Source organism: Alicyclobacillus sp. SP_1, from assembly GCF_024706985.1.
Taxonomy (GTDB): domain Bacteria; phylum Bacillota; class Bacilli; order Alicyclobacillales; family Alicyclobacillaceae; genus Alicyclobacillus_I.
Window position 1 is genome coordinate 15394 of sequence record NZ_JAMCCX010000094.1, and the last position, 11722, is coordinate 27115.

General features: G+C 52.7%; 13 protein-coding genes. All 13 read right to left on the reverse strand.

Annotated elements, in window-relative coordinates:
• Nucleotides 1-32 precede the first annotated feature (32 nt).
• The 13 genes from M4I36_RS15625 to pth all read right to left on the reverse strand — a co-directional run bounded on the left by M4I36_RS15625 (nt 33) and on the right by pth (nt 11713).
• On the reverse strand, nt 33-380 hold the full coding sequence (locus tag M4I36_RS15625) for an FtsB family cell division protein (protein WP_258112689.1): 348 nt from the start codon (nt 378-380) through the stop codon (nt 33-35).
• A gap of 38 nt (nt 381-418) precedes the next feature.
• The gene (gene yabQ, locus M4I36_RS15630) at nt 419-1006 is read right to left on the reverse strand and encodes a spore cortex biosynthesis protein YabQ (RefSeq protein WP_258112690.1); all 588 of its coding nucleotides are present in this window, start codon (nt 1004-1006) and stop codon (nt 419-421) included.
• A 4-nt stretch (nt 1007-1010) separates the two neighbouring features.
• Nucleotides 1011-1277 (reverse strand): sporulation protein YabP, encoded by a 267-nt coding sequence (yabP, locus tag M4I36_RS15635; RefSeq protein WP_258112691.1) that lies wholly within the window; start codon nt 1275-1277, stop codon nt 1011-1013.
• 56 nt (nt 1278-1333) lie between these two features.
• Nucleotides 1334-1492: a hypothetical protein gene (locus M4I36_RS15640; protein ID WP_258112692.1), complete on the reverse strand. Its 159-nt coding sequence runs from the start codon at nt 1490-1492 to the stop codon at nt 1334-1336.
• A gap of 8 nt (nt 1493-1500) precedes the next feature.
• Nucleotides 1501-1812: an RNA-binding S4 domain-containing protein gene (locus tag M4I36_RS15645; protein ID WP_258112693.1), complete on the reverse strand. Its 312-nt coding sequence runs from the start codon at nt 1810-1812 to the stop codon at nt 1501-1503.
• The gene (locus M4I36_RS15650) at nt 1813-2085 is read right to left on the reverse strand and encodes an HU family DNA-binding protein (RefSeq protein ID WP_258112694.1); all 273 of its coding nucleotides are present in this window, start codon (nt 2083-2085) and stop codon (nt 1813-1815) included. It abuts the gene before it with no gap.
• Nucleotides 2086-2166: 81 nt separating this feature from the next.
• Entirely contained in the window at nt 2167-3618 is a 1452-nt protein-coding gene (gene yabN, locus M4I36_RS15655; RefSeq protein WP_258112695.1) for a bifunctional methyltransferase/pyrophosphohydrolase YabN, read from the reverse strand.
• Nucleotides 3619-3637: 19 nt separating this feature from the next.
• Nucleotides 3638-5239: a putative polysaccharide biosynthesis protein gene (locus M4I36_RS15660; protein WP_258112696.1), complete on the reverse strand. Its 1602-nt coding sequence runs from the start codon at nt 5237-5239 to the stop codon at nt 3638-3640.
• Nucleotides 5240-5460: 221 nt separating this feature from the next.
• Entirely contained in the window at nt 5461-6003 is a 543-nt protein-coding gene (spoVT, locus tag M4I36_RS15665; protein ID WP_308661337.1) for a stage V sporulation protein T, read from the reverse strand.
• 153 nt (nt 6004-6156) lie between these two features.
• Nucleotides 6157-7155: a peptidylprolyl isomerase gene (locus M4I36_RS15670; protein ID WP_258112697.1), complete on the reverse strand. Its 999-nt coding sequence runs from the start codon at nt 7153-7155 to the stop codon at nt 6157-6159.
• Nucleotides 7145-10690, reverse strand: coding sequence for a transcription-repair coupling factor (gene mfd / locus M4I36_RS15675; protein WP_258112698.1), 3546 nt, complete (start codon nt 10688-10690; stop codon nt 7145-7147). Before mfd ends, M4I36_RS15670 begins: the two co-directional genes overlap by 11 nt.
• Before the next feature lie 129 nt (nt 10691-10819).
• On the reverse strand, nt 10820-11074 hold the full coding sequence (locus M4I36_RS15680) for an anti-sigma-F factor Fin (RefSeq protein ID WP_258112791.1): 255 nt from the start codon (nt 11072-11074) through the stop codon (nt 10820-10822).
• A 72-nt stretch (nt 11075-11146) separates the two neighbouring features.
• On the reverse strand, nt 11147-11713 hold the full coding sequence (gene pth, locus M4I36_RS15685; protein ID WP_258112699.1) for an aminoacyl-tRNA hydrolase: 567 nt from the start codon (nt 11711-11713) through the stop codon (nt 11147-11149).
• Between the last annotated feature and the right edge of the window lie 9 nt (nt 11714-11722).

Below are 11722 nucleotides of genomic sequence, written 5' to 3' on the forward strand. Positions count from 1 at the left end.
AAGGGAGGAAGAAAGCAGATTTGGGCGTCTGTCTAACGTCCGCCAATCGTAAACGGTACTTGACCAGGCATTACCAAATTCATATGCGAAGCTGCGTAGTTTTCTATAAATTGCTTCGAATGCAACTCCACGACTTGCTTTTGCAAATCTTGATGCACTACTTTCAATTGCGTCAACTTACTGGCCAACTCCGCATGCTGCATCTCCAAATTCTGCAACATGGGGCGTTGAAAGGTGACATAGTGGAATGCTGCCCACCCACAGACAACCGCAACCGCCACATACCTAAGTTTAAACAAACGGCGCTTCAATGATGCCTTGCTGGAGACAGCGTTGACACTGCCCATTCTAGGGGACACACGCGGATTAGAGCTCGGCAATACCAATCTCTCCTTGGGGCCAACCAGCTCGTCAAGGCCTAAGTTTCGCGGGATCGCTGCTTCAATAGGTTCGACAGGCGATTCCAGAATCCTTCCCACCGAAGACCGACTTGATTCCAAAAGTTTTTGGTTGCTCGGTAATTGCTGGAGAGTGGAAAAAACAAAACCCGAAGAACGAGCTTCAGCGTCCACACTAAGACGTCTTCCAGTTTGACGCCGATTCGATAACCCGCCCGTGCCCCCTCAAACCCTATTTTCAGGATATACCAAAATGGATTCCAGACAAGCCATCGAAATGTTCTCCAAACGATTCGCAACAGGTACGCAACGAACCGTACGAGCGCATCCGCACTGCCAATCACGACACGGCGAATAGAGATTCGATAGAGCAGATAGCCGACCAGCAGGATGCCAAACGTATACATGCGAAATCTTCCGCTGTCAGTCGCCAGCGAACAGCGAAAAACCACTGCGGCGGCCACCACCCAGAAGAAAATATCCAGACTTGGGCGAATTCGGCGTAGCCATCTGCTACTCCCGAGAACCGTATTGTAAAAGTCAAACACAGTCCCCATGCCAAATCCGATGGCCGTCATTCCGAGCATGTAGAGCACCGTTGAATTCATCTCATCACCACTTCAGACGGGTTGTCAAACCCCTCTTCTTTTTCGATTCAGGAAGGTATTGCATCCCCGTAACCAAGCCCTCGATGATGACGTGCCCCGATTCCAAATCGAGATGCTTCATGTGCAGGTCCGTCCCGTGCACCTGCAACACACCAGCACTCGTCGTCAGTGTGAACTCAGTGATATCAAAACTCTCCACGCTGGTTACGCCCGTAATCTCGGCACGTTGCCTGTTTTCCAATTGCACGTGATGTACAGACGCATCGGACATCGGCGCACACCTCCTGACCTGTTCGTCCCCTCTAAATTTATGCTTTCCGCTCCGAGTTAGACCTTTTGATGTCTGCAGAGAATGGTGTTGGTCAAAGAAAGCGACCATTCCCGGCGCACCAAAAAGAGAAGCCGCATTGACTCTGCGGCTTCTCCTGTGAAGATTCCCTCGACAACCTGATTCCCGCGCCGTGCATGGTCGATGAGTTGCGGCAAAGAACAACCTACTTCAATCCGTTAGGGTCTTCCTCTGCGTCATCAAGGAACGCGTGGTCCGTATGCTCTAGTTTTTCTTCAGACAACAACTCATACATGGATGCTGCCTGTTCTTTGCGCGGGTTCTCCATCAGAGCGACGATGGCTACGCGCACACGCTTGTGTCCATAGCGAATCGACAATTCATCTCCCACTTGAACGACAGAACTGCTCTTCGCTACTCGAGTCCCAATGGTAACCCGGCCAGCATCACACAATTCTTTTGCGAGCGTGCGCCGCTTCACCAGTCGCGACACTTTCAAAAATTTATCAAGGCGCAATTACTTTGTAAGCTCCTTCAATTTGTTTCCAGGCTTAAATGCGGGAATGGTTGCTGCCGGAATTTCAATCGTCTCTCCAGTTTGTGGATTACGCCCAGAACGGGCCGACCGAGAGCGGGTCTCAAAGGTTCCAAACCCAATGACCTGAACCTTATCTCCTTCACGTAACGCGTCTTCAATGCATTCAAACACGCTATTCACGGCCATCTCTGCTTCTTTCTTCTTCAAACCAGACTTCTCTGCGACTTTATTAACCAAATCTGCCTTATTCACTCCGTAAGTGCCCCCTTCATGGGAATATCGGAAAAAGTATTCGTGCTTATCCGCCAGATTCCTGCCAAAAAATCCACTTCGCTATAATTTCGCCGATTTCCACAGCTCATTCAAGCTTTCCGGGGAATAATCACCCCATGTTTTGCCTACCTCTCGCATCTCTTGTTCCATTTTCAGGAATCTAGTTTCAAACTTTACATTCGCCCTATGTAAAGCTTGATGAAACGAAATATGATACCAGCGAGCCACGTTGACCAAGGAGAACAGGATGTCACCAAACTCGTCCATGCGCGAGTCGGAACTACCCGACTGACACTCTTGTGCAAATTCATTTATTTCCTCTTTTACTTTTTCTAAAACATCCTCTGCTCTTTGCCAATCAAATCCGACGGAAGCGGCTCGTGTCTGAATTTCTTCCGCAACTTCATAGGCCGGTCTCCCGACCTTCAAGTTAGCAAGGAGCGACTCGTCCTCGGCTGTGTCTCCCTCGGTGCGTTTCACCTCATTCCAGCGACTTAGAGCCTCTTCTGCATTCCCAGCAGGTACCTCACCAAACACATGCGGATGGCGGCGAATCAACTTTTGCGACAGTGTGGCCGCAACGTCGCGAAAGTCGAAGTCTCCAGCTTCTGCGGCAATTTGAGCGTGCAACAGAACCTGCATCAGCAGGTCTCCGAGCTCAGACTCCAAATTCGCCATATCATCGCGGAGAACCGCATCCATCACTTCATACGCCTCTTCCAAAGCATATGGCAAGAGAGATTCATGCGTCTGTGCTCTGTCCCACGGACAACCATCCGGAGCCCGCAGGCGAGCCATCAATTCCACAGCATACGCAGGGTCCCGCAACAAAACATCAGTGCGAGCGGTCGGTGGTAGATAAACCGTGGTCAAGTGGTCGAAGCTTGCTTCCACGTCTAGCTCGTAAAGCGGTACAACGACCTTCTCGGTCAAGTCAGGCACTCCGGCCGCCGTGACGACCGTCACCGGATAATCGTCTGGATATACCGCCATGAGGGTCAACTTGACATCCGAGGCGACCTCTTTTGAAAATACTTGTGCCACCACCGTATGAAGTCGCGGCTGCAAACACCCGTCTACCAACGCCGTCGCATCCAAGAGAAGAAAACCTTCGATGGGATCCACATGAAGTTCCGTCCAGAGTTCATCCAAGAACGAGTGTCCTGGTCCGACATGAACTTCCACGGAAGTCCCCGCCGCGCGAGCGACTAACGTCTGGACCGATTGCTCCGCTACAAGCGGATGCCCAGGTACCGCATAGACGACGTCTTCCATCTCGGCCATCGCTAGCAATTTCTCCGCCATGGCATTGTACAGTTCCTCAAATTGGTCAATTTGTTCGTACAACGTGTCAAAAGATGTGAATGGTATTCCATGTTTTTCTAAGTCCAACACGCACGGGTGCACTTGCGTGCGCAGGACCACGCGCTTCCCCGAAGCGAGCAATGTCCACGCACCTCTTGGTATTCCTTCTGCGGATCCCGGTCCCAATCCTACGACATCAATGCGCATGTTTTCTTTCCGTCCTTTGTCATTGCGTCAATCCCAGACGTTGAAGCCAACGGACACACGTAGGTCCAACGCGCGGGATACGCTCAATTTCTTCGCTGGTCAGAGCCCCACTCGCGGTCACGGCGAGACCGTACAAGAGAATGCCGACAGCGAGGGCAATGACCGTTCCGCCACCGATTGCAAGGCGGCCAGCGACACTGTCCCGAAGCAGCCCCCAGCCACGAACCAATGCGAATACACCGCCGCCCATAACGACACTCGCCATCGTCACTTGAGGCAAGGCTAGGCTCCGAAAGGAAACTCCAGGGATGCGCTGAATGACCGCGCGAATGTTTAAATAGGCGGCCAATGCGTATGCCACGTCCGTCGCCAACGCAGCACCGACGAGACCAAAGCGAGGAACCCAAAACAGGTTGAGAACAACTTTCAAGAGTGCCGCCAAGACCATGTAAACCACTGGCAAGTATACCATACCAGCCCCCTGCAACACGGCGGAAGTGGTCGTTTGCAAACTGGCAAACAACACGGATGCCGACAACACGGCGATGATTGTCCATCCATCCACATTTTCGAACAATACCACATCAATCGGACGCGCTAGAAGCGTCATGCCGATGGCTGCTGGCAGGGCAATCATGGTCGTCAAACGGACCGCGGACGCGACTTGGCTGCGGACTCGGTCATGGTCGCCACGCGCTGCTGCAGCCGAGACCGCTGGGATGACGGCAATACCAATGCCAGCAGCGAGGGTGATTGGCAACATAGTCAGTTTCGAAGCCCGACCCGCCAAAAGCCCAAATGCTGTAGTAGCGGCACGCTGGGAGACTCCACTTTGTTTGAGCAAATGAACTACCGTGAGAACGTCCACATTATTCATCAGGGGTACGACCAACGCCCCCAAAGAAATGGGGAAAGCATAGTAGAGCAGTCGCCCGAGCAACCGAGGTGTAGACAAACTGCCCACCCGCTCCGTGGGCTCCAAACTCGCCTTTTGACGCCAGAAATAGAGCAGTACCAACAGACCGGCACCAGCCCCCGTCACCGCTCCAAATGCCGCTCCTGCCGCTGCAGCCCTAGTACCGTAACCCGATTGAATCAAATAAATGGCTAGGCCAATGATGGTCGCCACGCGAACAAATTGTTCGACAACTTGCGAGACAGCCGTCGGGGCCATCCACTCAAAGCCCTGCAAATAGCCACGAACGGCACTGAGGATAGGCACGAAGAGAAGTGCTGGAGAGATAGCCCTGATGGCTAGCGTGGCAGCGGGATCGCCCGCAAGCTGTGCCCATTCCGGTGCCCATAGATAGAGTATGAAGAACGTCACGACGCCAGCGCTGGAGAGAAACAACGCAGACAGCTGAAACGCGCGCCGTGCACCGAGTGTGTGACCGCGCGCCAGTTCTTCCGCAACAAGTTTAGACACGGCGACCGGAAAACCCGCTGTTGCAATAGCAAGTAACGTGGCATAGATGGGGTAGGCCATCTGAAATAGACCCATACCATGGTCGCCAATGATGTTTTGAAGTACAATCGTGTACACCGACCCAAGGAGCTTGGAGAGCATCGCCGCACCTGCGAGAAGCATGGCTCCCTGCACAAAACTCTGCTGTCGCCGCACCGAGACGCCTCCTTTGAAGTACTCAATCTCCCTTCAAAGATATGGGCCAAGCGCCTCGGTTAGTCCCACTTTGTGGACTGGCCATAGGGAAGTGCCGACAGTCTGAAGCAACGACTCGGCGCTATGCAGAGACAAATAGCCTGCCTGACGGCCATCGCCGCACAGACAGGCTATTTGCGGAACCATTGGATGGCGCGTTTCACGGTCCCAGGGAGGGACGGTTATTGCTCCATCTGCTTTGCCAGAAAACCCGCTGCTGTCTCCACCAGCTTACGCTCCATTTCGCCCATCTTCGTCCCTTCATCTCGGGACAACAGCATCACAGCACCAATTGGGTCGCCCGCCGCAATGATGGGCGCAATGACGCGCGCACTCAAATGCTCCGGCATGTCGCGAACCACCGCATATTCGCCAGCCGTCAAATCCATCACAGTTTTCCTGTCTTCCATCGCCTGCTCTACATCCGGCGATACTGGCCGCTCTAAAAAGTCCTTTTTCGATGCCCCAGCTGCTGCAATAATGACATCGCGGTCGGCAATCAGGGCAATGTGCCCAGTGGATTCTGCCAATGAATCGGCATACTCTTTCGCAAAGTCGCCCAATTCACCGATAGGCGAATACTTTTTGAGAATGACTTCGCCGTCCCGGTCGACGAAAATCTCCAAGGGATCGCCTTCACGAATTCGCAGCGTCCGTCGAATTTCCTTCGGGATCACGACACGACCGAGATCATCAATCCTACGTACGATGCCTGTAGCCTTCAAACGAAGATCCCCACCCTCATCAAAAGAAGTCTGCGGTGTCTGGCGTGAAGGTAGTATGTGAAGGCGGGGATTCCTCTATACACCAATTCAGGCACGGAGCGGTCATTGGATAAACTTGGGCAGTCTCGGAAATGTGCGCAAAGAACTGTTGGATTATAGATCCGCAGCTTTGACCGTCATCTTCATGTCTAAAGCTTTTTTGGCAGCAGCGATGATACTTTGCTCTTTGGCGTTTTGTGCAGGTTGCAGCAATTGCTGCTTGATGCTACTTTCCACCTGGCTAAACGGTAGCTGCTTCCGAGCGTCTACGCGCATGGCAAAGTAGCCATACCGTGTCTTCACGGGTCCTCCGATTTTTCCAATCGGCAAAGTGGCACACGCTTCGGCAAAGTGCGGTACGAATTGCCCCGCCATCGAATTTGCATAGGTTCCGTGATTGGTCTTCACACCCGGGTCTTGCGAATACTTGTTGGCCAGCGCTGCGAAGTTCTTACCATCGTCTTTTTTCAACTCGGCAATGATGGTGTTGGCTTGCGCCTTAGTTTTGAGCAGTATTTCTGAGACCGTCACTTGCAAGTAGTCCAACTTATGAGCGTTGTAGTACGACTTTGCATCGGCATCCGAGACTTTGACATTCTTCAGCAACTGCTGCAAGTAGTCCTGGAGAACTTGTCCTTTTTCTGCCAGCGTAATGTAATCCGCTTTCGTGACTCCGAGCGTCTTCATTTCTTTATCCAAATCTGCTTGGGTCTTGTACTGTTGTCCGACCAACTGTTTAAGGTATTGATCCGTCAATTGTTTCGCCTGGGCCACGTTGACGGGCGTCTTGTCTGAAGCAACTGCCTTCCCGTACATGTACTTGTAAAACAGCACGTAACTTTGCAGAAATTGTGTCTTTGACTCCTGTGCCGTCATTTTCGGCAAAACCACCTGCAAGTTGTACTGCTGAGTAAACTCTTCTTTCGTCAATTTGCCGCCATTGTAAGTAGCGACGACTGGCCCCGAATAATGTTGACTCACCGGCAAGTTCAACGTCGCAGCGGCCTTGTTTTTGGCCGTGTGTGTCGTTCCCTGCCCTGTCCCACATCCGGCAACCATCATTACAGCCGCCAAGATGGACGCAGCTGTAATCAGTTTTCCTTTACTTGGCAATCCGTTCTACCTCCCGCTTCGCATTCAATACTTCTGTGTAGTCCCGAAGCACCTCTACCAACCGCTTCAACAGTTCGCTGTCAGACAACCCCCGCGTCCGCAGCAAAAGAAACGTGGTCCCATTCGGACGGCGTGTGACCACCGCCGCATGCTTGAGCGCAGTGCCCTGCAACTTGGTGTAGTCAATGGGATGCTGTTCATCCTGTAAAAATCTGAGTGCCGTTTCTGAGCCCTGTTGGGAAATCTGGTCAACCCCGCACTTGCCAGCATAGCCTTTAATCCGCGTGATGTCCAACAAGTTCCGTACAGGACTGGGAAGATCTCCATAGCGATCCTCTAATTCTTCTTCCAAGTCGTTCGCTTGCTCGGGTGTGTGAACAAATTTGAACTTCTTGTACATACTGATTTTCTGCGCTGCATCCGGAATGAATTCATCCGGTAGATACGCATCCACGCTCAGTTCGACCGCGACTTCGCGCTGTTCTTCAACCGCTTCTCCGCGCAATTCTTTGACTGCCGCAGCCAGCATCTCGCTGTACATATCAAAGCCCACTGAATTAATGAAACCATGCTGCTCTGCCCCGAGTAAGTTTCCGGCCCCGCGAATGGCCAAGTCACGCATGGCGATTTTGAATCCACTGCCGAGCTCCGTGAACTCCTTGATGGCTTGCAGGCGCTTTTCTGCGACTTCGGTCAGTACTTTGTCCTTCTGATACATAAAATAGGCGTAAGCAATTCGATTAGACCGCCCGACACGACCGCGCAGTTGATACAGTTGAGACAGTCCCAGACGGTCGGCATCATGCACGACGAGCGTATTGACGTTGGGAATGTCTAAACCTGTTTCAATGATGGTCGTCGTCACTAAAATGTCAATCTCGCCGTCCAAAAACTCCAGCATGACCCGCTCCAGTTCATCTTCCGCGAGTTGCCCGTGCGCCACACCAATGCGTGCGCCAGGCACTAATTTTTGCAGCCTCTCTGCTTGACTGGAGATGCTCTGCACTTGGTTATACAGAAAATACACCTGACCGCCGCGACCGAGCTCTCTCTCCAAAGCCTCTCGAACTAGACCGTCGTTGTACTCCATGACGTACGTCTGAACCGGAAATCTATTCTCTGGGGGTGTCTCGATGACCGACAAATCGCGAACCCCCATCATCGACATGTGCAGCGTTCTCGGAATGGGGGTAGCGGTCAACGTCAGACAGTCCACATTCGCCCGCAGCTGCTTGAGACGCTCCTTGTGTGTCACGCCGAACCGCTGCTCTTCGTCGACAATGAGCAGTCCCAAATCTTTAAAAGCAATCGACTTCTGCAAGAGCCGATGCGTGCCAATGACAATGTCCACACTACCGTCCTTTAACCCTTTAATGCACGCCTGTGCCTCTGTACGCGAGCGGAAGCGACTCAGTACCTCGACAGTGACCGGAAAGCCGCTAAACCTCTCTTTGAACGTTTCATAGTGCTGTTGGGCCAAAACGGTCGTCGGTACCAAGACCGCAACCTGCTTGCCATCCATCACGGCTTTGAAAGCAGCGCGAATGGCGACCTCGGTCTTCCCATATCCGACATCCCCGCAGAGCAAGCGGTCCATAGGACGCCCCCGCTCCATGTCTCGCTTGATATCTTCAATCGCTCGAAGTTGGTCTGGCGTCTCTTCATACGGAAATGCCCCTTCGAAGTCCGCCTGCCATGCCGTGTCCTTGGCAAACGCGTGCCCCGGTGTCGCCTCTCTTGCGGCGTACAACTTGACGAGATCTGCCGCAATGTCACGCACCGTCTTCGACACTTTATTTTTGACGCGCGTCCAATCGCCGCCACCGAGGTGGTACACCTTCGGTTCTTTGTCTTCCGATCCGATATATCTCTGCACCTGATCGATTTGCTCTACGGGAACGTACAAGCTGTCGTTTCCCGCATAGATGAGGTGAAGGTAATCCTTGTGGTGACCATCAATTTCTAAAGTTCGAATTCCGACATACTTGCCAATACCGTGATGGACGTGCACCACGTAATCTCCAGGTTTCAAATCCTGATAACTCTTAATCCGCTCGGCGTCTGTCATTTCCAAACGCGCCCGACGCGCTTTCGGGCGCTGATTCCCAAAGACTTCTTGGTCGGTCACCACTACGAGGTGAAACGAGGGTAGCTCAAATCCAGCCGAGATGTCTCCGATGAGTATCTGTGGCATGTCGCCGATCTGAAAGTGCGATTGCCGCACGGTTGGAATTCGATAGTCCTCCAAGACTCGCTCCATGCGCTCAGCGCGTTCATCGGTCGGTGCCACAAAAACCAATTGATATCCGGACTTTCGCCAATGAGCACACTCTGTCCTTAACACGTTCATTTGGCCGTGAAAATTTTGCGCATCTTTCGCCGTCAAGGCCAGGTGCGCACTATAGCGTGCGGCTCCGCGCTGAAATTTGCTCCACTGGATGCGAGCAAATCGTGCATCCTCGTAGACACGATGAAACTCTGGCGGCAAAACCGAACCAGACAAAAGCTCTCCTTTGAGAAGTCCGGCGGACAACCACTCATTGAATTCCCGCTGCAACGAACGCTCTCGCTCTTGAAGACGAGTCGGCTCTTCCATGCAGATAAGCGTGTTCTTAGGGAGATAATCTAACAGTGTCGACGTGTGACTTTTGAGATACATCATATAGCGCGTCTGACCGAAGAAAGGCTCTGCCTGGAGCAAGCGGTCCACGTCTCGCTGAACGATTTCTTGCAAGCGGTCTCTCACTTCGAGGTCGGTGACGGTTCGCATCCGCAGGCGCAGCTGGCCTTCTACAGCTTCCGCCGCCTTGCGCAATTCTGCTTGCGGAAAAAGTATGTCAATCGCTGGCATCAACTCAATCTCGCTTTGCTTTTCCAAGGAGCGTTGAGTCACGATATCGAACGTTCGGATGGAGTCAATGTCTGTGTCAAACAGTTCAATCCGGACTGGATGTGCTTCAGTAAGCGGATAAATGTCGAGAATGCCGCCACGGAGTGAGAAGTGCCCAGCGCGTTCAACGAGATCGACCCGTTCATAGCCAATTCTCACGAGCCGCTCTACCTCGTCGGACAGTTGAAGCGTATCGCCTACACGATAGGATTTCATCTGAGAACGAAAATACCGCGGGTCACCTATCCACTCCGCTACTGCCGCAATCGTGGTCACGACGACACATCGCTGTTCGCCCATCAGAGCGCAGAGTGCCTGTAGCCGGAGTGCCGTCACGTCGACGCTTGCGGCCAAAATGTCGGCAATCACAAATTCTCTTTCTGGATAGACGAGAATCGTCTCCTCAGGAAGAAACGACCGCAAGTCATCGGCTACTATGTCCGCCTGGCTGGCGCTGTGCGTCACCACAAGCAACGAGGCATCTTTCTGAATTTTTCGCTTGGCTTCGATGGCAGCCGCATAGGCCAAATGGCGAGCACTACCACCAAGACCGGTCAACAGGCCATCGTATTTCCCCGGCCCCATCGATTGCACAAACTTGGCAAACGCCTCGTCTTCGGCGAGCATGCGCGCCAACTCTAACATGTGACTCCTCCTCAAAAACTACTTTCTGTACTTTCTGAACGCCCAAAGCAGCCTCAGCATCAAGCCGAGGCCGTTCGCTCTTGTACGCGGGTCATTGCGACCGGTCATCGCAACCTTCACCTGCCATGGTCATTGCAAAAGTTTTCCTTCCACCAATAGCTCCGGGTTTTCTTTTGCAGCGTGATGACAATAATCACAGACGGTATACACTTGCATCGTGCCCGATGGGTTCATGCGAATGGAGTCCAGCCGCTCTGCCTCTGTCCATTCGGACACTCCCAGACGAGCCTCGGCGTCTGCCAAGGACCAGTCCGGCCGACGCACTTCTCCGATCTTCTGACGACAGTGCCGACATATATATTCTATGTGCAGTGGACACACCACCTTCAAGGATTTTTGTTCTCCTCTTAGTATGGTGGGTTCCGCCTGCAGAAATACGCGAATAGACAGAGCCTCTCAGCGATTGAACTGATTCATCGCGGCATCAAAATTGTTCTCAAGTGCAAAAACGATACTCTCAGCGGCGCGTTGGACAGCCTCCTTGGCACTAGAGGCATCCGCCTTCGAAAAGTGTCCGAGAACGTGAGAGATGACGTCGATCCCCGGTTGGGGGCGGCCAACGCCTACTCGAATGCGCGGAAACGCATCCGTCTGTAAACAGTGAATGATGGACTTCATTCCGTTATGTCCACCAGCGCTGCCAAAGCCCCGCAACTTCACGGTACCTACCGGAAAGTCCATGTCATCGTAAGCCACCCAAACGTCAGCATCGACCTTCAACTCCGAAAAAAATGAGACCGCTTCACGAACCGATTCACCACTCAAGTTCATAAAGGTCTGTGGCTTGAGCAAAAACACTTTTTCGTGATGGACCACCGTTTCTGCAAGCAGACCCTTGAATTTTGAGCGATACCCGGGGGCAGAGAGGATTTTGGCTACCTCATCAACCACCGCAAATCCAATATTGTGCCGGGTACGCTCGTACTGCTTCCCCGGATTTCCAAGCCCAACAATCAGTTTCATCGGCATTCC

Excerpts from the sequence above, each read along its gene's own strand:
- yabQ (WP_258112690.1), bottom strand. The coding sequence starts at position 1,006 with ATGAATTCAACGGTGCTCTACATGCTCGGAATGACGGCCATCGGATTT.
- yabP (WP_258112691.1), bottom strand. The coding sequence starts at position 1,277 with ATGTCCGATGCGTCTGTACATCACGTGCAATTGGAAAACAGGCAACGT.
- yabN (WP_258112695.1), bottom strand. The coding sequence starts at position 3,618 with ATGCGCATTGATGTCGTAGGATTGGGACCGGGATCCGCAGAAGGAATA.
- mfd (WP_258112698.1), bottom strand. The coding sequence starts at position 10,690 with ATGTTAGAGTTGGCGCGCATGCTCGCCGAAGACGAGGCGTTTGCCAAG.
- pth (WP_258112699.1), bottom strand. The coding sequence starts at position 11,713 with ATGAAACTGATTGTTGGGCTTGGAAATCCGGGGAAGCAGTACGAGCGT.